Origin of the sequence: Anaerocolumna sedimenticola, assembly GCF_009931695.1 — a bacterium.
GTDB classification, from domain to species: Bacteria; Bacillota; Clostridia; order Lachnospirales; family Lachnospiraceae; genus Anaerocolumna; species Anaerocolumna sedimenticola.
This window is the reverse complement of the sequence record NZ_CP048000.1, coordinates 2,237,919-2,260,293: the sequence shown is the minus strand read 5'-3', so window position 1 is coordinate 2,260,293 and position 22,375 is coordinate 2,237,919. Positions and strand designations below refer to the sequence as shown.

14 protein-coding genes are annotated in these 22,375 nt (G+C 31.4%); 1 reads left to right on the top strand and 13 read right to left on the bottom strand.

Translation table 11 applies throughout. The features are described 5' to 3' along the window. Position 1: 1 nt before the first annotated feature. The 7 genes from Ana3638_RS09955 to Ana3638_RS09925 all read right to left on the bottom strand — a co-directional run bounded on the left by Ana3638_RS09955 (position 2) and on the right by Ana3638_RS09925 (position 6,739). Positions 2–778, bottom strand: a complete 777-nt coding sequence (locus Ana3638_RS09955) for an ABC transporter permease (RefSeq protein WP_161837886.1) — start codon at positions 776–778, stop codon at positions 2–4. 23 nt (positions 779–801) lie between these two features. Beyond that, positions 802–1,905, bottom strand: a complete 1,104-nt coding sequence (gene wecB, locus Ana3638_RS09950; protein WP_161837885.1) for a non-hydrolyzing UDP-N-acetylglucosamine 2-epimerase — start codon at positions 1,903–1,905, stop codon at positions 802–804. A gap of 57 nt (positions 1,906–1,962) precedes the next feature. Beyond that, positions 1,963–3,054 carry a glycosyltransferase family protein gene (locus Ana3638_RS09945; RefSeq protein WP_161837884.1) on the bottom strand — a complete coding sequence of 364 codons (1,092 nt, stop codon included), beginning with the start codon at positions 3,052–3,054 and terminating at the stop codon, positions 1,963–1,965. Positions 3,055–3,229: 175 nt separating this feature from the next. After that, entirely contained in the window at positions 3,230–3,964 is a 735-nt protein-coding gene (locus Ana3638_RS09940; protein WP_161837883.1) for a glycosyltransferase family 2 protein, read from the bottom strand. A gap of 27 nt (positions 3,965–3,991) precedes the next feature. Next, positions 3,992–5,131: a glycosyltransferase family 4 protein gene (locus tag Ana3638_RS09935; protein WP_161837882.1), complete on the bottom strand. Its 1,140-nt coding sequence runs from the start codon at positions 5,129–5,131 to the stop codon at positions 3,992–3,994. Between the two features lie 54 nt (positions 5,132–5,185). Next, on the bottom strand, positions 5,186–5,977 hold the full coding sequence (locus Ana3638_RS09930) for an NAD-dependent epimerase/dehydratase family protein (RefSeq protein WP_161837881.1): 792 nt from the start codon (positions 5,975–5,977) through the stop codon (positions 5,186–5,188). 162 nt (positions 5,978–6,139) lie between these two features. After that, on the bottom strand, positions 6,140–6,739 hold the full coding sequence (locus Ana3638_RS09925; protein WP_161837880.1) for a sugar transferase: 600 nt from the start codon (positions 6,737–6,739) through the stop codon (positions 6,140–6,142). Between the two features lie 232 nt (positions 6,740–6,971). On the opposite strand from Ana3638_RS09925, the gene Ana3638_RS09920 reads away from it, so the two are divergent. Continuing rightward, entirely contained in the window at positions 6,972–8,792 is a 1,821-nt protein-coding gene (locus tag Ana3638_RS09920; RefSeq protein ID WP_161837879.1) for an O-antigen ligase family protein, read from the top strand. A 582-nt stretch (positions 8,793–9,374) separates the two neighbouring features. On the opposite strand, the gene Ana3638_RS09915 is transcribed toward Ana3638_RS09920, so the two are convergent. The 6 genes from Ana3638_RS09915 to thrC all read right to left on the bottom strand — a co-directional run bounded on the left by Ana3638_RS09915 (position 9,375) and on the right by thrC (position 22,139). Beyond that, positions 9,375–10,112, bottom strand: coding sequence for an ABC transporter ATP-binding protein (locus tag Ana3638_RS09915; RefSeq protein ID WP_161837878.1), 738 nt, complete (start codon positions 10,110–10,112; stop codon positions 9,375–9,377). Positions 10,113–10,192: 80 nt separating this feature from the next. Further along, positions 10,193–10,969: an ABC transporter permease gene (locus tag Ana3638_RS09910; RefSeq protein ID WP_161837877.1), complete on the bottom strand. Its 777-nt coding sequence runs from the start codon at positions 10,967–10,969 to the stop codon at positions 10,193–10,195. Between the two features lie 540 nt (positions 10,970–11,509). Further along, positions 11,510–13,738 carry a polysaccharide pyruvyl transferase family protein gene (locus Ana3638_RS09905; protein WP_161837876.1) on the bottom strand — a complete coding sequence of 743 codons (2,229 nt, stop codon included), beginning with the start codon at positions 13,736–13,738 and terminating at the stop codon, positions 11,510–11,512. 1 nt (position 13,739) lies between these two features. Beyond that, a complete protein-coding gene (locus Ana3638_RS09900; RefSeq protein WP_161837875.1) occupies positions 13,740–16,679 on the bottom strand; it encodes a bifunctional glycosyltransferase/CDP-glycerol:glycerophosphate glycerophosphotransferase in 2,940 nt (979 codons plus the stop codon). Between the two features lie 166 nt (positions 16,680–16,845). Then, positions 16,846–19,449, bottom strand: coding sequence for an Ig-like domain-containing protein (locus tag Ana3638_RS09895; protein WP_161837874.1), 2,604 nt, complete (start codon positions 19,447–19,449; stop codon positions 16,846–16,848). A 1,205-nt stretch (positions 19,450–20,654) separates the two neighbouring features. Next, on the bottom strand, positions 20,655–22,139 hold the full coding sequence (thrC, locus tag Ana3638_RS09890) for a threonine synthase (protein ID WP_161837873.1): 1,485 nt from the start codon (positions 22,137–22,139) through the stop codon (positions 20,655–20,657). Between the last annotated feature and the right edge of the window lie 236 nt (positions 22,140–22,375).

Here is a 22,375-nt window from a genome sequence, read left to right as displayed (position 1 = left end):
GTTACAATTCCTCCGCAAACTTTTTTTGTAACTTAGCAAATATTAAAATTCCTAATAGTAAAATTATAATACCTAAAATAAAACCATGTAATAAAGTATTTAATTGTGGAATTCTTTTATAATATAATATATCTCTATATGCTATTATAATTGGTGTCATTGGGTTTAAATTAAACATAGTTTTATAATTCTCTGGTACAATATCAATAGGATACATTATAGGAGTTAAATACATCCACGCCATTACAATAATATTTAGAATATGTTCCAAATCTCTAAAATAAACAGTTAAAGAAGATGATAACATAGCAATTCCTAAGGCCAATATAAATTCTATAATCATAATTATAGGTAAATATAAAAATGCTCTTAAATTTATGCCTACTCCCGAAAAAATTAATACAAATAATATAACAATAAATGTAAACAACATATTTACAAATGAACTAGTAACATACGCAATAGGCATTACTTGCCTTGGAAAATATATTTTTTTTATCATATCTTGTTGAGAAATAATGGATGTTGCACCACCAGTAACAGCAGAACTAAAAAAAATCCAAGGCACTAACGCTACAAATAAAAACAGATAAAACTTATCTATACCTCCCTTAAGTATAACAGAAAAAACTATAGTATATATAATTAATTGTAGTAGAGGATTTATAAAAGTCCATAAAAAGCCTAACATTGATCCTTTATATCTACCTCTTAAATCTTTTCGTACTAAACTATAAATCATTTCTCTATATGAAAATAATTCCTTTAAAGTTTTCACTACTATTTAACCTTTCTTAATATTTAGTTAATCATAGCATCTTCTAGTATATCTGCTATTCTTTTACATGCAAAACCATCTCCGTACGGATTTGAAGCTTTACTCATTTTAATATACTCTATATCATTAATTAATAAATTTTTAAATTCATTATATATCATTTCCTCATTAGTTCCTACAAGCTTTAAAGTACCAGCTTTAATACCTTCAGGACGTTCTGTAGTATCTCTCATGACTAATACTGGCTTACCTAATGAAGGTGCTTCTTCTTGAATACCACCACTGTCTGTAAGAATTAAATACGATCTTGCTATAAAATTATGAAAATCTAATACATCAAGTGGTTCTATAATATGAATTCGTTCATGATTACCTAAAATATCATTTGCAGCATTTCGCACTAATGGATTCATATGTATTGGATATATTACTTTTATATTATTAAATTCATTAACAATGCGTTTAATTGCTCTAAACATATTATATAATGGTTCTCCAAGATTTTCTCTTCTATGAGCTGTTAATAAAATTAATCTACTATTTGATACCCATTCTAATTCTTTATGGCTATAAGTATTTTTAACAGTTGTCTTTAAAGCATCTATAGCTGTATTACCTGTCACGAAAATAGTCTCTTCTGCTTTTCCTTCATTTAACAAATTATTTTTAGACAATTCAGTTGGAGCAAAATTATATTTTGCTATTATACTTGTTGCTTGGCGGTTAAATTCTTCAGGATATGGAGAATATAAATTATATGTTCTTAAACCTGCTTCAACATGACCCACTGGGATATTTAAATAAAAACACGCTAATGAAGTAACAAAAGTTGTTGATGTATCCCCATGTACGAGTACTATATCGGGATGTTCCTTTTCTAAAATAGGTTTTATATTACTTAATACTCCAATTGTTACATCAAATAAAGTCTGCTTGTCTTTCATAATTGCAAGATCATAGTCAGGTGTAACATTAAATGCATCTAATACTTGATCCAGCATTTGTCTATGTTGACCTGTAACACATACAATGGTTTGTATATTTTTTCTCTTTTTTAGTTCTTTTACTAACGGACACATTTTAATTGCTTCCGGTCGAGTTCCAAATATAAGCATAACTTTTTTCATAAATAATTATATGATATATGTAGATTATATCATTTCCTCCTTAACTTGTATTATATTTTATTTATCTAATATCTTAAGAATATCATTTACTCTTTTTTCCCATGTGTTCTCCACAAAAAATTTATCATAATCAGATTTAAAATTAAAGGGAAGATCAAGTTTAGTTTTGGATAATTTTCTTAATTCATTATAGTCTCTATATGTATGAATTAATTGTCCAAATTTATTTGTCTCTATACTGTTAATGGCAATTACAGGTTTATTTAATGCTAAGTACTCATATATTTTAACAGGATCAATTGTATTTAATAATTTATTATTTAGAAAAGGAAATAGACATATGTCAAAGAAATTAATATATTTGCCAATTTCCGTTTTATCAACTACGCCAAAGTATTTAACTCTTTCATGATTTATCTTGGCTATCTGACATGGGCCTACTAGATAAACATAATGAGTAATATCTGCTTCTAATATAGTATTTATGGCTTTTATATCAAACCAATGAGCTAATGTACCAATATATCCAAAAACTTTTTTTTCGGAAGTATTAGTATTATTTTCAAATAATATATTATTATTTACTTCTATATTTTTATTAAAGGCATTAGGTATATAATAAACATTATCTCTTTTTGAAGATATCTCCTGATAAAACTTTATTGCTGTTACAAATATAATATCAGCCTTTTTAATTAATTTAGGTTCAACTTTTAAGATTAACCTTTTTAATAATTTATTTAAAGTTAAATTAGCATCATCATCCATTTTATCATAAATTATTTTTTTATTTTTCAGTTTAGATATTAAATTATACCAACCACTATAGCCAACCCAAATAATATCACATTCATTTATTAATCTTCTCAATTGTAAATATTCAGATAATATATTTAAATTCAGAAAATCCAAGTATTGCAAACTTATATGAGCTGTAAATCTCCCATCTAATTTTATAATATGTAAGTTTGGATTTTGATCATATTGTTCTAGTTTATAATTTCTACCTCCTTTTAATAAATATTTCATTATACTAATTGTAGGTTCTATATACCAAATTTCATTATTAAAAGAAAGTAATTCTGCAATATGTTGCGGCCTTTGTTTTAATCCATTATATGCAATTGGAGCAAAATATAAAATTTTCATAAGTTATCCTTTATAAGTTAAATATATCTTATCAGAAATAAACATTTAAAAATAAAATTATCAAACTTATTTTGTCTATATATATATTTAGAAAAAACTAATCTTATTTGATTTCTAAAATTAGATTTATAGCTAATTAAATCGTTTAATACATGATTATTTATGTCATATATATTCATAAATTCATTTGCCTGTTGCAAAATAAGTCCTCTATTTTTTTTACATTTTTTACTCTTTTATAAATTTTTGAATAAAAATTTGTATATGTTCCTATAGCATTATTTGAATGTTGCCGATAAAAAACATAAGAATTATAATCAAATATGATAGTACCAAAATATGATGCTACTATATATATCCACCAATCGTGCATATATGAAAAATGAGGTATATTATTAGTTATTAAATCAAGTAATTTTTTATTTAAAACTAGTGTACAACCAATACATATGTTTTCCACTAATGCATTACCAAATGATGGTGAGACATGATAATTTCTAATTTTATTTTTAATAATTTTTAATTGCTCATTTACTAAAGTAACATCACTACTATATAAAACTGGAAAGTTATTATCGTATTTATCTAGTTCATCTATTGCTTTACTAACCTTATTATTTTTCCAAATATCATCTTGATCTGCTAATGCATAATAATCGCATGTTTGATCAGCATTTTCTAGTAGGTTAAAAAAACTATTCTGTGCACCTATATTTTTTCCTGTATAAAACTTTATATTTTTGTGTAATAAGGAATATTCTTTTATGATATCGATAGTTCTATCACTTGAACCATCATCTCTAATAAGTATACTTAATTCTTTAAAATCTTGTTGTAAAATACTATCTATCTGTTTTTTTATAAACTTTTCCCCATTATATGAAGATAATAGGATTTGAACTTTCTTCACAATACCCTCCCGTAATCTAATCACTCGTCAACTTCTATTCATTATCCCAATGTAAATATTTTTCATTTTCTCACTAACCATATTTATATCATAATCCTTAATCCTATGTCTATTATACAATCCATAAGTACTTAGTTTCTCCTTATTATTTAACATTTTATTAAAAGCCTGAGCAAATCCATTAACATCAGAAGCATTGACTAATTCTCCACCCCCATTATCTATTAGATCAATATTACCACGTATTTTTGAACAAATAACTGGTAATCCCATAGCCATAGCCTCCAACAAAGCAACTGGTAGTCCTTCCTGTAATGACGGAAAAACAAAGCAGTCAGTTATTTGAAGTATTTCACTAATATCATTCCTATAACCTGCAAATATTACTTGGTTTTCCAATTTCAGTTTATTCACAACATGTTTTAAATAATTTTCTAAAGAACCAGTACCGCAAATTAAATATGTAATATTCATATTTTTAAGTTTTGCAAGTGCCTTAATTATTACTATATGATTTTTTCTCTTAATCAGCTCTCCAACACTTGTTAGAAGAAAAGAGTCATTGCTGACTCCCAGTTCTTCGCATTTTTCCAGTTTAATGACTTTTCTATTATAACCTATTTCTGTATTAATTCCAATACCTTTTATATATTCTACTGTTCCATTCTGTCTTAATTTAAACTTTTTTGCATTTACGTAATCTTCTTTATTAATTGTGATTATAACATCAGTTATTTGTGCTAGCAACTTTTCTACGGGATAATAGAATAACCAATTGGTGAATGTAGCCCCTTTAAAGAAATGAAATCCATGTGCAGTATATATTACAGGAGTAGTCTTTGTAGCATTAGCTGCTACCCTTCCTAATACTCCTCCCATCGGTGTGTGACAGTGAACCAAATCAAACCTTTCTATATTCATTAATGTTTTTAATTGCTTATATGCTTTTAGATTACTAATGATATCAAATGGTGATCTCACAAAATTAATTTGATGTCTTATAATTCCAGTATTGTCTAATCGATGATTGTCTTTTCCATAAACAGGTATATTATAATTAGTCGCATAATGTACCTCATATCCCAGGGACTGCAGAATTCTTACATTATTCATCTCAAATTGCGGTACAAAACCACTGACTGTAGTTATTATTAATGCTTTTTTCATAAACACCTCTATAAAATACAAAATTATTATAAGTGATAACTCGCAATGCTATTTCTACTCCATATTCATACTGTAATAAAAATCACCAAAAATCTTTTCAACTATATTAATACGTAGTTTTAATAATATAACTAGAATAATAAAATTTTTGATTAAAAAAGTTTTTTTACCCATTTTATCACGAATAGTCAAAACAATTTTACAAGTATCCCCATATTTTTTGTCTTGTGGATGAAAATACCCATAATTCTCATATCTTAATAATTGCGCTATATACTCTAATAATGTATTAATATGTATCATACTTCTCTTATTATGAAAGTCCGGGAATATCGGAGTATATTTCGCCAGTTTAACTAACCTCGGATAATTACCCTTGCACCCCTCTCCATATACCATTGGTGGGCGTACAATAGCTACTTTAAATTCATCATCCTGTAACTGAATTATATCCTGCTCAGCTGCCAGCTTAGATTTACCATAAAAAGTAGTAGGATTAGGCAATGTATTTTTTGTAATACACCCTGTATAGGATCCATAAACTGCAGCTGTACTCATAAATATAAATTGTTTTACATGACTTATCTTTGCTCTATTAGCAATTTCTACTGCCAGCTTATGATTTACTTCATAATAAATAGCTTCCATACTCTTTTTTTCTTTTCTATGTACAATTCCTGAAAGGTGTAAGACTGAATCATACCCTGTGAACTCAACTTTTCTCCAGGTTCCGTCGGAAGCACTGACCATATCAACGCTTAAATCTTTTAAATCATTGGCTGATACATATTCCTTGAATTTTTGACCGATATAACTGTGGGCACCGATTACAAGAACTTTCTTCATAATATCCAACTTCCTTTCAATATTATCATCAGGTAAATGAGAACCATCTTTTCTTGTTCTTTGTAACGTAGTGTTTACAAAATCTAAGCGGTAAGAACTCCTGCGAGGAGAATTTAATATAAGCTAAACTTATTATATTTAAATATTTCTATTATATAAAAATCATTCCCTGACTTCTGCAGATCCCTCTTTTACTCCATCATGCTTAATGACACTGTAGGCGGTCCGCAATATACATCTTACATCAAACAGAAAACTCAATCTTTTTATGTATTCTCCATCCAATTCAGCCTTTATCTTAATGGGTAGTTCATCTCTGCCATTGATTTGCGCCCAGCCCGTAAGTCCCGGTCTTATATCATTTGCACCATACTTATCCCGTTCTTCTATTAAATCATATTGATTCCATAAGGCAGGCCTTGGTCCAACAATGGACATATCACCTTTTATAATATTAAATAATTGAGGTAATTCATCCAAACTTGTCTTTCTTAAAAACTTACCAACTGGGGTTATGTATTGCTCCGGATTGCTAAGCAGATGGGTTGGAGTATCCTTTGGAGCATCGATCCGCATCGTTCGAAATTTTAATATGTTAAATTCCCGCCTTTTCTTCCCGATTCGTCTTTGCTTAAAGAAAACAGGCCCTTTTGATGTCAATTTTATAACAATTATTAAAATTACAAATAGCCAGGATAATAATATGACTGCCAAAAGAGACAATGTAAGGTCTAAAACTCCCTTAAAATACTTTATGTACATAGGTCACTACCACCATTTCTTTACTATAATTAATATTATAATTAATATGACTAACTAATACAAGTCATTTATAAATCTTTCATATTATTGACAAACTTTTTGCTTTTTTCTTAAGATTCTTACTATTTAATAATCTGAATTTGCAATTTTTATTTATTACTTGTAAATACAGATGATAAATATTAAAATGTATAAATAGGACAATCTAAAATAATTATTAAGGAGACCAACTATGAAAGCTTCACAATATAACAAGAAGCAATCCCCTGCTGCTTCAAAATCAAAAACCTTTAATAATCAGGACAATAAATTATATTTACTGCCTTTAGTATTCATTGCCGCTATTCTGCCTTTTATCATGCGGTTTCATGAATACGATCCGGGTTTATCAAAATATAATTGGTTTACGAATGAAACATCCTGGTTTGACGCATTTTTATATTTTAAACAGGTATTTTTTCTTATCGTTTGTTCTATCATGATATTGATGATCATTTACAAAGTATATCAGGATAAAAGCTCCTTACAATTTTCAAAAATGTTGATCCCAATATTCATTTATGGTTTACTTGCGTTAATATCTACTTTGTTCTCTGCTCATTTATCCTTTGGTTTAAGCGGTATTTATGAACAATTTGAATCTGTTTTTGTACTACTGGGTTACTGCCTGATCGTATATTACGCTTTTCTATTTATTAAAACGGAAGATGATATCCGGTTTATATTTAAATATCTGTTAATTGGAATTTTAGTATTTAGCTTATTAGGTTTGTCCCAAGTTACAGGACATGATTTTATAACTACCGATTTAGCAAAATATCTGGTATTACCACGGAAATATTGGAATGAATTAGGATTAAAATTTAACTTCGGAGCCAACCGGGTTTATCTGACTCTATATAATCCCAATTATGTGGGTGTCTATGCTTCGTTAATCGCTCCAATTCTTCTAGGCTTAGCGATTTTAGAAAAAAAGAAAAGTCAAATTACTCTTTACATAACTGCATTAGTCGGATTAGCAATCAGTTTAATTGGTTCCCAGTCCAAAACAAGTTTAATCAGTCTTTCCTTTGCTATTGTTTTTATTTTAGTTTTATTCCGAAAGTATATCTTTCGTAAATCAAAGGTTACATTTGCTGTTATAGGCGTATGTATTGCTGGAATTCTAATATTGGGAGCTGTTAAATACACAGCCATAACAAATACTGTTAACACGATTTTTAATGTTCCTAAAACTACTTCTGCTTTAACGGATATCAAAACTGAAGATGTTCTTTTAATTACGTATATAGATAATATTTTAAAAGTAAATACAGATACCAGTGATAAAAGCATTACTGTAATTTTAGAAGATACAAATAGTGAAGTTATCCCCTACACTGTATCTGATACCGGTAGTTTCATGATTTCGGATCCCAGGTTCACGGGTATTTCTGTGACTCCTGCAATATATGATAATATAGTCTGTTTAAAAGTTAATATTGATGGTAAGGATTGGATTTTCACCAATCAGTTAGGAGATAACACTTTCTACTATTTGAACGGTAAAGGCAAATTTGATAAAATTAAAACAGCTGATTCAACATTTTTTAAAGGTTACGAAAATTTTGCAACAGGAAGAGGCTATCTATGGTCACGAACGATTCCCTTATTAAAGAAATATGTACTGCTTGGTTCCGGAGCCGATACCTTTGTTTTCGCTTTTCCACAACAAGATTACGTTAACCTGCATAATTATGGTTTTGACGGTCAATTGGTTACTAGGCCTCATAATTTGTATTTACAGATAGGCGTTCAATCCGGTGTCGTATCTCTTATTGCTCTCCTGGTATTTTATTTATTATATTTTATATCAAGTATAAAACTTTACTGGAAGGGGACTTTTAATAATTTCTATTCTCAGGCAGGTGTATCCATATTTATTGGTACCATCGGTTATATGATAGCCGGTTTAACAAATGACTCTACTATCACCGTAGCACCAGTGTTCTGGGTATTAATCGGTATAGGAGTAGCTATTAATTTAAAACTAAAGATAAATGCTGAGAATTAATTGTCTAAGTTAATAAAGCTGTCTAACAGGTATGTTACCCCCAGAGTAAAACAATGGAAATAAATTCATTGCTTATCACTGGGGGGTATTTATATCTTAAATCCCCAAATAAATGAGTTATACCTCAGTGACTCCAGGGTTGATATGATAGATGTCCTGTTTTCATTTATGATAAGTGACCGCCCAAATAATTAAATTGTCTTAGTCACACTTAATGCTGCTGTAGAAATGAATCACAATGCCATCGACTTTTTGATTTAAAAAACTGCTTTACTGATATAACACAAGATATTTTGAACGGAAAGATTCTAAGGGATTTTAAATACGAAATTGTATTATGGAAAGTATTATACGGGTCGGTATCAACTTATGAATGTTTTTGCTTATCACATGGCTATTATGCTAAAAAAAGTTTATAATGTAATATATTCATAAGGATACCGATGAAATATATGAAAAAAACTTGAAAGCTGCAAAAAAAAATGCTGCCCAACACTTGGACAGCAATCTTTATCACGCTTAACTGATGAGGTAACTTTGATAAATTCACTTACTACTATATTCAACAATCCTATCATGAATCTACTTCGTCTTCTCCTCATATATCGCACTGACTTCCTCAATACCTCCATTTGCAATAATCTTACCGTGTTCCAGTAATATTGCCTTATTACAGATCTTTTGTACCTGTGGTAAGGAGTGGGATACAAATAAAACGGTAACCCCTTTGTCGAACATAGACTGAATTTTTGCCTCGCATTTTTTCTTAAACTTGGCATCACCAACAGCCAGAACTTCATCTAAGATTAATACATCCGGTTCCACGACAGTTGCAATAGCAAAGCCGAGCCTTGATTTCATACCGGAGGAATAATTTTTAAGCGGTACGTCAATGAATTTACCAAGCTCTGAAAATTCAATAATTTCATTATATTTTTCAGCTATAAATTCTCTGGGATATCCTAAAACTGCCCCATATAAGTAGATATTTTCAGCTCCGGTATATTCCGGCTCGAAACCGGCACCAAGTTCCAACAGAGGAGCGATTTTCCCCTTTACGGTTACGGAACCTTCCGTGGGTTTTAAAACACCCGCTATTATTTTAAGTAAAGTACTTTTACCGGCACCGTTTAAACCTAATATTCCTAAACGGTCTCCTTTATTTACTTTTAGATTTACATTTTTTAATGCCCAGAACTCATTATATTTCAATTCTTTTCTAACTAATTTAATAAAATATTCTTTCAGATTATCTACCTTCTGAGAAGATAGGTTAAATCGCATACTTACATGTTTTACTTCTACAACAGGTTTTTCCATAGTATGACTCCTTTTTATGTTTATAACCTGAACACGATACTTTTATTTTACCAGAAACCATATGTTAAGGCAGTATAAAACTATACGTGAAGGATAAATTCATCTTGTTTCTTAAGAAACATAATTGTACCGATGATTAAAAAGCCGAAACTGTATAATAAGGACAGTGAAAATGCTCTTTGATCCAACGGCATACCAAATATGGAATTTCTGAAATTGATCACGATAGAATAGAGAGGATTAATTTCTAATAACCATCCATAACCGGCATCTATAATTTTAGCAGGTCTGTAAAAGATAGCTGATGTATACATAACCATCATTAAAGCAACGGACCAGATATATTCTAAGTCACGGAAGAATACCGATAAAGTAGCCAGTATTAAACCGATTCCGTAAGCCATAACTGGCATTAAAACCAATGGTATAACGGCCTGGAATAAATAAAAGGTCGGTTCAACTCTTAAAATAATACCAACTAATACTAATATTATTAATGAAATTAAAAATATAATATAATCCGTCAGTATACTTGATAACGGATACATATATTTAGGAACATATACTTTCTTAATCATACCGCTATGTGTCCGGATGGATTTCATAGCTACTTTTGTACTGTTTGAGAAAAATGAATATAGAAGTCTTCCGGATAAGATATAAACCGGAAACGTTCTGTCTTCATTTCCAAATAAGGTACCAAACACTATGGTTAAAACGATCATAGTTAATAAGGGTTCGATTAAAGTCCAAAGTATTCCCAAATAAGATCTTCTATATTTTAATGTGATGCCTTTTTTAACCAGCTCACCTAATAAAAATCTATATTTTGTAAAATTACTAATATATTTTTTCAATTTTACTCCTATCTGCCTGTAAATACAGAATATGATAAATGGTTATATTTTTTTGTTAATTACCTGATTAATAAACGAACATTTTAATTTATCTGTTTTACAAGCTTTCAATCATGATATAAAACTATCATTTTTATGTCTCTGTCTTTAAATTAGACATAACAATCAAAATTAAGTATTCATATTTTGTTTTACCTGGGCATATTCCGTTATGAACAGACCAGTTCATGAGATGATTTAAGAATCACCTGACTTTTCTCTTAAAAATTAGTATATACTTCCCACCTGTTGTCTGTTAAGATCATCATTTCATATAACGAATGAAAAGTTCAAAATGAAATCATTACTGTAAAGTCATACAGTTTTAATAATTTCGGATTTTAAATTCACAAATTCTTCATAAGAATTTTGATCTTTTCAAAGTACTTTCTTATAGTTTCCTCATATACCGCATAAACGGCTCGATAATAGAGGATTCAACTTATGAAAGAGTACTCTCAGTACTCTTTCATAAGTTTTTTCGTGTGAAGATACTTTTCTTTACTTACTTTTTAAATCATTGTATTCATATAGTAAATTATCGATAGGGTCTTTATCTAACCGATCGAATATGTCCATACGTTCCAGCTTGAACGGACTCGGTTTGTTATGATTTTTCTTAAAGGCTGTAGTCATATCACTTTCCTTATAGGTGAAATTCTCTTTGATATTATCCCACATAATACTGCCTTTTTCATCATTAATAGTTATTAAGCTTACACCTTTATCATCAAACATGGATGGATCTATATCCTTAATTCCCCAGAAGTCACCGATTGTTATATCACCAACCCGGTTTTTGTAGGTATATTCACAGGAACTGCAACTAGGCCTGGAGATAAAATCATTCAAAAATGCGCGGAAATAATTATTTTTTCTTGAATTTACTGTTAAATTCTTTCCGTTTTCAAATTCAATAATCATACTGCATTTGTGGATTAACCATCCCGTATTTTTATTTCGGAATGTAAGATTAACTACTCGGGATTTGTATTTGTTCTTTAAATAATCCAGATACTGTGCAAAAATCTTCGGAGATGGAGCCGCATGACACAAGATCTCACAAATAAGTAAATTTTCATAATCCTTTTTTAAATAAGATCGAAGTGCTGCACACTCACAAGGCAAACCGGAATATAATACGGTCTGATTCTCATTCAGTAACTGTTTGATTCTTGGATAGATGCCTTCAAAATCACTCTTAACATATTTGGATCCATAAAAAGCCTTTACTTCTTCCATATTATCTGCGATAGAGGATACAACTTTCATATCCTTATCGTATTTTACGCCGACAACATATCCCTTTTTCTGTTCAATGACATATCTTGCAAGCTCAGGAAAGATTGCGCCGGAGGAACTCTTCATACGGACTTCTTCCTGTTTATTCATGACAGAATAAACTTTTGGATAGTTTTCTTTATACTCAATTATCTTATTTGTCTTACGGATACAAGCCTTATTACAAGCTCCACAATCAATACATTTATCTTCATCCACTACCGGATAGCGGAAACCTTCCTTATCTTCTTCCATTACAATAGCGTTAACCGGGCATATTTCTTTGCAGGCATAGCAGCCATAACACTCATGTTTTTTGATTTGCGTTGGACAAGCAACTACTTTTTGTCGGTCGTTATTCCTTAATGCATCTAATAAAAATAACAAAGAACTCTGTCTTAAATCCAATATTCTTTTCCTTAACTTCTCCGGATTTTCTATACGGAACAGAGAAAAATCCGTAAAATCCGATGCAGAATTTAATAAATGAGAATCCAAATTTAAAGACTTTAATAAGTCAACGGTTCTGCTTCCAGTATTGGAATGTAACATTGATACAAATGGTGTTTCATATATAATAGAAAATACAGTCCCATGAAAGGAGTTTGTAATTACGTATTCTGCATTTTCAATTAAACCCAGGAAATCTCCTGGGGCAGATGTATAGCAGGAAGCGATTTCGTTTTTAAAAATTTTATTCGGTCGCCTCTGTACAATTGGTAAACCGGTTGCAGTCGAAACTTTATTTGCAAATGCAATCACATCCGGATTATTTTCCATCATATATACAAATATATACTTTTCTTTAATTTTTGGATTTGTTTTAATTTCTTCATACTCTTCTCTCGGTAAAAGTAAGGTAGGGTCTAAAACAACATCCACTTCCTTTTTCGCAAGTGCTTTCACAGGTTTTTTCGCACTTTTTTCTCTCACTGAAATAGAGGTAAAGCTCTTAAGGCTGTTTTTTATCTGGTCATGATATACCGGCAATATATAATCCCTGCCTATACTGGCCGCATAAGAAATCTTTAAAGGACCCGGTTTTACGAAATCGAGAAAATAAGCAGGATCAAAACCGCCAATATGCTCACTGTTCCAGACCTGATCGCTGCCTACAATATAAGCATCTAACCCTAAGTCTGCTGTTTTAAGCTCTTCATAAGTAGAGAAATCACCTAATAAGTTAAAATTCTTCTTTATGAAGCTGATATAATTTTGATATCTTTGTAAGCTTCTTGGATTTTTGTAGCGAAGTTTTAGTTTGGCTATGCTTTTTTCCAAGCCATATTTTCCTTTTAAAGGATTATATAAATCATCTATAATACTTGGATGATAATTAATAACTGAGGCTTCAATCTTATAATTTTTAAGAACTTTCTGAAGAGCCCAGGTCTGTAAGGTCGCACCGAAATTGTGGGCACTATGAAAAGTAATAACGCCAGCCTTCACGCTATTTCACCTCCTTTAATATTCTGTCAATTGTAATTGATTCTTCATTATCTAAAATTAGAACCTTATTCTTTAGTGTATTAATTTCGCTTAATTGTTTCATAGAAGGAGGAACTATAATAAGATTATAATTAATTAAATTCCTTAATGCATATTGAACGTTCCTGCGGTATTTCTTCGAATTGTTATACTTTTTTAAATTAAAGTCTTGGAAATAGTATATTTTCTTGCCTTGAAATACATCAAATACATGGAGAAGCATAAGATCCATACCGGAATAATTAATCACATACTCAAAGTTGGTATCGCCAAAAAATTTCTGTTTTTCCCGCTTAGCTAAACTTTTCAGCTTGTTCTTTGTGTATGTATTCTCGATTCCAAAGCGGAATGTTAAAGTAAATGCAATATATTCAGACATAGTATAATTTCTGCCGGGAGATAAAGGAATATAACCGATTTCTTTATCTAATAAGGATAACATTTTGGAGGATTTTTTCATTGCACCGGCTTTAAAATGGAGATAAAAGTTACTTTTGTGAACAGCCAACCGGTTCATTCTATCAATAAATTGATGATCTTCCTCATTATTTTTAAGCGACTTCACAAAAACAAGAATATTGTTTTTATTACCCTTTTTATATACTTCTGTCTTTACCTTATTTTCTTCATTCAAGAATACAGTATCACATACATTTTTTGCAGTATCAGCCGAATCAAGGCTGCAGAACTGCTCATAAAATTTAGGATATGCATACTCCTCTTTGTTAATTTCAGCAACCAGTTCATCCACAGTATCAACCTTAGGCAAATCCATCTCATCCAAACCAATATAGATGCCACGGTCTCCCAGATATTCTTCTCTGTCATAAGTAAACAAGATGATTTTCTTTTTCGAAACAGCATAATCAAACATGATACTGGAATAATCCGTGATTAACATATCACTTGCATTTAAGAAATCATAGGTCTCATAATCGCTTGGAAATTCCCTAATGTGTAATAACTGACTGTAATTTATACTTTTTTTAACAAATGGATGTAATTTAACATACAATACCTGGTTCTTAGTTAATTTGTGGTCTAAGTGTGCTAAGTAACCAAATATCTTCTCTACCTGAGCTTTCGATTGTTTCTTATGCAATAAACCTCTCCAGGTAGGCATATAAACAATAACCTGCATCCCCTCTAAGCCGCATTCTTTCCTTATAATATCTCTTCTCGACTTACGGAAAAAGGATGAATTTCTTGGGTAACCGGATAATAAAACCTTGCCTTCATAAATTTTATCTAACATATAATCTTTTAAAAAGATATCTTTGGAAAATTCATTTTGGTATAGTAAATAATCTGCTATATTAAAGTTTCTCTGAACATTACCCAGAGCATATTCTCTGTCCGGAACGATTCGCCCCATAGCTTTTAATGGCGTCCCATGCCAGGTATTTAAATATACTTGCTCCGGCTTCTTAATATAGTATGGCGGTAAACTGGTATCTGTAACCAGGTATTTGGCAGCAGCTAAAGCACGTAAATATTCATTGGAATGTAATTCAACAAAAGTTACGTGATTAATATTATAGTTCTGAAGCAATTTTCTATAGGTATCAAATAGTTCTTTTCTTAGTACCAGTAAAATACGGAAGTCCTTATATTTATCTCTTCCGGTTTCCAAAATCATATTAAAAATATTACCTGCTAAATCATCACCGTGTTTTGATTCAAACAGAATCAACTTATCATTCACAGCTAAAGTTTCATAATACTTTGTATATTTTAAGTCCAACGGCTTATTAAATAATTTAAAAATTCGTAATTTACGAATTTTTTTTCTAATAGCAGCCATCTTCTTTTTAGTCTTAACAAATTTTCTCCATTTATTAACAAACTTATCTTTTAATCCATTCAGTTTAAATAGCAAATTGTATACTTTTGATGGGATACGTTCCCTTAACGTTACATACTTAATGGTTTTATTACGGTCAATATAATAGTTTAAGTGTTTTTTTAGTGCGGGTCCCGCTGTGTAATTTAAATAATGATTCTTGGGCCAGTTAGGTATTTCTTTATCCAAAAAATCCTGTGTCTGATTAATAATTTCTTTCTTAAGTTGTAACTGTCCTTTTTTTGCATCGGAATAAAAAGACTCGTAACGGAAAAAGAAATGACGGGTACAGATATATTCCAACTCATCATGGAACGTATCAAACAAATCATGCTCTTTCATGAATTCAAATAATAATGTAAATGCTTTGACAATATCTTTCGTTGCTTCTGAAAAACTATTCAGGAAACCAACCTGTGTGGTCTTACGGTAATTGTAAAGTGGTTCCGGAACAACACCAATACTTTCTGCTGTTGCAGCTGCTTCAAAAGCTAATACTAAATCTTCAAAGCGTATTCCCTCAGGAAAACGAATATCATACAGTAAAGTACGTTTAAAAAGCTTGTCCCATGGGAATGGAGAAGCATGTACCAACTCAAACTTCCTATCTTCCATACGAAAATTCTGATTCATGGAGAATATATTCATCACTTTACGCTTTAACTCTGTTTTTCCTTCCACTTCATAAACATTGTATCTGGCACACATAACTAAATCATTATGATCCTTTATCGCTTTGGTATAAAGTTTCTCTGCCATATCAAGCTCTATAAAATCATCACTGTCAACAAACATAATATAATCGCCTTCAACACGGTCCAATCCATAATTACGGGCATGACTTACCCCCCGATTCTCCGTAGTAAAGACTTTGACTTTATCGGGGTATTTCTTTTCATATTTTTCTAGTATTTTTATGCTATTATCAGGGCTACCATCGTTCACTACTATAATTTCAATATCCTTTAAAGTCTGGTTTACTAAGCTTTCCATACACTGAGTCAGATATTTTTCCACATTATAAACAGGAACAATAATACTCACCTTATATTCATTCATTATAGAATTCCTCCTGGATTTTAGCTTTCCACTAAAGAGGATTTTAACATAATTGGGGGAATATGCAAGAATTATTAAGGATTCTTAAGATGTATAGAAAAAAACTAAAATATCAAAAAAAGGTTCTAACCCTTACGGGTTAGAACCTTTTTAACAAGAAATCTAATTAATCAGTTACTTTAACGTTCTTGTTAACATCTTTATCAACTAAGATAGAATAACCATTTCCAGAATTAATCTTAAGGGTTATCTTCTTAACCTGAACACTCTTACCAGCTGCTACATCTTCAGCAAGTGTATCTGGTTCGTTATCGTATTTAGTATTTCCGATAACTACCTGAGCGCTATACAGATCATCTTCGTCTAAATCCATATCCTTATAGTCAAAGCTAAATGCTTCTCCGATAAGTCCTTTAATTGTTCCATCAAAATCATTAACATCAACTGTTGTCTTATCCTGTGATACGGAAGCAGCAGACTGAGTATTAGTAACCTTTAATGAAGTAGTTGCATCATCAATTGTAGAACCACCAGCAGTCTTAGCTACAACTTTAATCTTGTAAGTACCAACTGCAGCCTGGCTAACTACGCCTGTTTCATCATTGTATGAAACTGCTGCAAATGTAGCTACGTTAGCAGCTGAATTAAATGCGAATCCTTTTTCTGCGTATTTAGCAGAGTTTGCTAATTTATCGCCATCAAGAGTTAATGAGAATTCATAATTGGTACCAGCTGCCATAGGGATTCTATCGCCATCACTGTTGATACCATATACTGTGAATTTAACATCTTTAAGAACATCATCAACATCTGTCTTAGAAGTATCAACTTTAACATCTTTTGATGTATCAGCACCAATTAATTCAACTCTCTTAACAGTATCATTAGCCATATTTACATCAACAACTTTAACCGTAACACTAGCAGTTTTACCAGCTATATCGATTCTATAAGTGTTATTGCCTTCTTTCATACCTTTGACATTCTTGTCGCAGTCATCTGAAAGATAGAATAATACCTTATTGTCATCAGTAATTCTTGTGCTGATGATATCAGCTGAACTACCGGATCTGTGTTCTGGTTCTTCAATATCATCAAAATCATCATAATTAACTTCGTTACCATACTGATCTTTAACAGTAAGTTCAACTTCTGTACCGTTTTCATCGCCTAAGAATGAATCATATAATTCTATTGTGCTGTCATCAACGGATATAGATTTTGCTTCTGGTTCATCACCAACAACTACCTTGAAAGTCTTGGAAGTATCACCATAGGTTGCTTTGATATATGCTGTACCAGCTTTAACCGGATATACATATACAGGATTGCCTTTAACGTCTTTATCATCTTGATCATAACTTACAGTAATGATATCATCGTTAGTAGATACGAATTTATCAAAATTCCATTCATAGATATCATCACCGTCCTGATTTTCACCTTTAATAAACAATCTGTAAGAATCAGCGTCTGCAGGAATTGTAGAATTTAAATCATCTTCCCAGTCGATATCTGTGTAAGAGTCATCATCTGATAAAGTATATTCAAGATTGGAAGCTGTACTAGCAAGTTCTTCTACTGATTTAATAGTAGCTTTGCTTGTAAATTCAGTGTTATCATTCTTATCTTCATCATAATAGTCATATGTCATTTCAACATCAACTGACTTAGGATAATCAAATACTGTGATTTCATATACAGAATCATCACTGTTCCATTCGATTTCTGCATCTGAATCTTCGTAATCAAAATCAACATCATCTTCCCAATCTACTTTGGAAGATACATCAACACCGTTCTTATCATAAGCTGCATAATCAAGATCTGTAGCTTTGTCATATTGAACAGTCTTAGCTTTTAATACAACAGATGTAGGTGCACCAACACTAGCTGTAAAAGATTTTTCAGTATTATCATAAGCTACTTTGTAAACTACGCCATCTTCAAAATCAAGGTAAGTTTTTACAGTTGCTGTCTTGCCATCTGAAGAGAATGAAATATCATCGATTGTTTGTTTTACACCATCAGCATCAGTAATAACAAGGTTGCTGTCAGTTACTTTACCACTTTGGTCTGTTGCAAAAGTTACTTCTAAAGCATTAGAAACTGTTTGTTTAACAGCTTGGATACCATCTTTAACAGTTACTTTTACAGAATCAGTTTTGTTGTATTTGCTTGCAGTTGCACTCTTATAAGTTGCTTTAGAGTAAACTGTGATTGTAGCTTCACCAACACCTACAGCTTTAACAACACCTGTCTTAGCATCTACTGTAGCTACTGCAGTGTTATCTGAGTAGTATCTAACAGCATCTGTTGACTTAGCAGGAGTTTTAACTGCATTTAAATCTTTTGATTCGCCCATTGCTAATTCAAAATCTTCAGCATTAACATCGATGCTTGTTGCACGAAGATTGATAGTTAACTTCTGAGTGAAAGCTTTAAGCCATTTACCCTTGGAATCTCTTGCAGTACATTTAATTGTAACTGTTCCAGGTGCTTTAGCTGTAACTACACCAGCTTTTGAAATTGTAGCAATTGCGGAATTGCTTGTTGTCCAGGCATATGTATTGCCCTTGAATGTTTTGCTCAGACCGTAATCTGTGCCCTTATCACCAACATATAAAACTGTTGGTGCTGCTGCTCCACCTTGTTTAACAATTTTAGTAGCTACGGCAGCTTGTGCAGATGAAGGTACTGTTAAGCTTGCAACTACCATTGCTAAAGCAACAGTGGTGGCTAATTTCTTTTTAAAGAAATTTTTCCTCATATTCTTTCTTCCTCCTTAAAATATAGGTTTGGTTTGGTATTATATTTTTGTCAAATATAATCATTCCAATAACAAGTTGATTATAACAATAATCAAACAAAAGGTCAAGTCCTTTTATCTATTATTTTACTTTTTTTATAACCGATAGAAACGGTTGTATACCCCGAGTTTTGCCTTATTTTTGACACATTCCGGCGATTTTTACAAACGACTTTATGAGTCAGAAATTTGGGTTTTACTCCCAGATACATTAGATAAATTACACCCTGTTCTTATGTTATATCTGTATTGAATTGATTATACTCCAGTCATTAGAAAGAGAACATTTGTTGTTTAATTCTGTTCAGCATCTGTCTGACTTGCTTATATAATGCACTTTGAATGTGTCAAATTTATGTCATGGTTTTGTCATATTCAGTTTATTTTTTTGTAATATATTTGTTATTTAAAACATTATACAATCGAATATGGTACATTGTGTAATTAGCCAGGCTATAAAATATATAAATTAACAAGTAAATTAGAACCGACCATTTATAGATATTCTGGAACAAACTTAAACGTTAATAGATTCAGTTATTAAATTAACTTATTAATTACTATGTACATTCCTTTTATAGCAGTACTTTTCCTAAAGTATATTTAAATTAAAAGTATATTTAAATTATAAATATAAATTGGTGTTAGTAAAAAAATTGGATGTTAATTTTAACACATTAACACTAGTTCCGGGAAGAACTAGTTAGGTGATACCACAATAACTACAGTACTTGCTATCCTTATGATAATGTCCTTATTAAATCCTTTCATTCTTTAAAGAGGAAGAGATAAATCATCATAAATAATACTATGATTTTAATGATATCAGTATACTATCTATAAATATTTTAAAATCTTTAAGAAACTAAAATGAATCTCAATACTATTAACTAAATTCCTCTTGTTGTACATAAAACTGCTGTATAGGCAGAATGTAGTAAAAGCGTTTAAAAGAATCCTGCCACCATAATGCAAAATTGTAGATATAAAAAGCCCAATTCCAATCTACGCTGGAATCGGGCCTATTCAGTATATTATATATAGCATTTTTTATTACTGCTTAAATGGAGCTTTTATTGCTCCTCTAATATAACAGTTATAATTTAATCAAATCACCATTACACCATTAAGTATACCTCAATTGCATAATAAACATTTTACGGCCGCTACCTCAAAATCTTTTCCACCGTCTCCTGCATTTTATCTTTATCACAAACCGTATTATGCAAAACATCAGCGGAACGGATTTCTTCGATTGCCTGCGGAACTGCCGTATTTGACAGTTTGCTTAATTCATCAACCAATTGAAAATCAGTTTTGGAATCATAGCTGCCATCTATAGCATTCATAACACTGCGTGTAAACTTATAAGGACTTGCCGTTGATGCAATTATACTCTTATGATCATCCGCTGTTTGCCGGGTATAGTTTTTATATACACTGGCGGCTACCGCAGTATGTGTGTCAATCACATACCCGGTTAATTCGTATAACTTCTTAATTGTTTCTGCCGTTTCTTTTTCCGATGCATATCCACCGACAAAATCAGCCATATTAGCTTTCATTTCATCCGTAATGGCATATTCGCCCTTTGTACTTAAGGATTTCATCATGGCAAGATTCCTATCAGCGTCCCTGTCTGCAACCTGATAGATCAGTCTCTCTAAATTGCTGGAGATTAAAATATCCATGGACGGAGACGATGTCAGGATAAAATCACGGTTTCTGTTGTAAATACCGGTCTGGAAGAAGTCGAATAAAACTTTGTTCTCATTGGATGCACATATTAATTTATTAACCGGAAGTCCCATTGTTTTTGCATAATAAGCAGCTAAAATATTACCGAAGTTACCGGTAGGTACTACAACGTTAATTTTCTCACCCGCTTTCACTTCCCCGTTTTCTACAAGTCTTCCGTATGCATAGATATAATAAACGATCTGGGGTACTAATCGTCCGATGTTAATGGAGTTTGCAGAGGAGAATTGATAACCTTTTGCTTTTAAATCTGCTGCAAGCTGTTTATTGTTAAACATGGCTTTTACACCGTTCTGTGCATCATCAAAATTACCCCGTATACCGATTACAAAGGTATTATCCCCTTTCTGGGTTACCATCTGTTTTTCCTGTATCGGACTTACTCCGTCCTTGGGATAAAATACAATAATCTTTGTACCCTCTACGTCAGCAAAACCTGCCAGGGCAGCTTTCCCCGTATCACCGGAAGTAGCTGTTAATATAACAATTTCATCTTTTACCTGATTCTTTTTTGCTGCAGTTGTCAGTAAATGAGGCAGTATAGAAAGTGCCATATCTTTAAAAGCTATCGTTGCGCCATGAAATAATTCCAGATAAAAAGCACCGTCCGCTTTTACTAAGGGTGCAATTTCTTTTGTATCGAATTTTTCGTCGTAAGCACGGTTGATACAGTTTTTTAATTCTTCTTCCGTAAAATCCGTGAAAAATAATTTCATAACTTCATATGCAGTTTCCTGATAAGTCATTTTTCCCAGCCGACTTAACGGAACTTCAAATTTTGGAACAGTTACCGGTATATATAATCCTCCGTCATCTGCCAATCCTTTTAATATAGCCTGAGATGCTGTTATAGGTTCGCTGTTACTGCGGGTGCTTTGATACATAAGATTCATATGGTTCATTCCTTTGTCATATTATAATTATTAATTATTTTGTTTAAATTTTCTGTATTATAACATGTTTCTATTTCATGTACAATAGTTTGATTAAAATAAGCAGGCTTGAATTTTCACCCATTATTGCCTATTAGGGCCAATGGAGAAATTCAAGCCTGCTTATGTTAAATTATGGGAATAAATCCCGAAGATCAGCGTCTTTTGCAATTCTTCTCAAACCTCGTATCCAAGGC

What these genes read in the sequence shown, in the direction of transcription:
- wecB (WP_161837885.1), bottom strand. Translation starts at nt 1,905, where the DNA reads ATGAAAAAAGTTATGCTTATATTTGGAACTCGACCGGAAGCAATTAAA.
- Ana3638_RS09945 (WP_161837884.1), bottom strand. Translation starts at nt 3,054, where the DNA reads ATGAAAATTTTATATTTTGCTCCAATTGCATATAATGGATTAAAACAA.
- Ana3638_RS09935 (WP_161837882.1), bottom strand. Translation starts at nt 5,131, where the DNA reads ATGAAAAAAGCATTAATAATAACTACAGTCAGTGGTTTTGTACCGCAA.
- Ana3638_RS09930 (WP_161837881.1), bottom strand. Translation starts at nt 5,977, where the DNA reads ATGAAGAAAGTTCTTGTAATCGGTGCCCACAGTTATATCGGTCAAAAA.
- Ana3638_RS09925 (WP_161837880.1), bottom strand. Translation starts at nt 6,739, where the DNA reads ATGTACATAAAGTATTTTAAGGGAGTTTTAGACCTTACATTGTCTCTT.
- Ana3638_RS09920 (WP_161837879.1), top strand. Translation starts at nt 6,972, where the DNA reads ATGAAAGCTTCACAATATAACAAGAAGCAATCCCCTGCTGCTTCAAAA.
- Ana3638_RS09915 (WP_161837878.1), bottom strand. Translation starts at nt 10,112, where the DNA reads ATGGAAAAACCTGTTGTAGAAGTAAAACATGTAAGTATGCGATTTAAC.
- Ana3638_RS09900 (WP_161837875.1), bottom strand. Translation starts at nt 16,679, where the DNA reads ATGAATGAATATAAGGTGAGTATTATTGTTCCTGTTTATAATGTGGAA.
- Ana3638_RS09895 (WP_161837874.1), bottom strand. Translation starts at nt 19,449, where the DNA reads ATGAGGAAAAATTTCTTTAAAAAGAAATTAGCCACCACTGTTGCTTTA.
- thrC (WP_161837873.1), bottom strand. Translation starts at nt 22,139, where the DNA reads ATGAATCTTATGTATCAAAGCACCCGCAGTAACAGCGAACCTATAACA.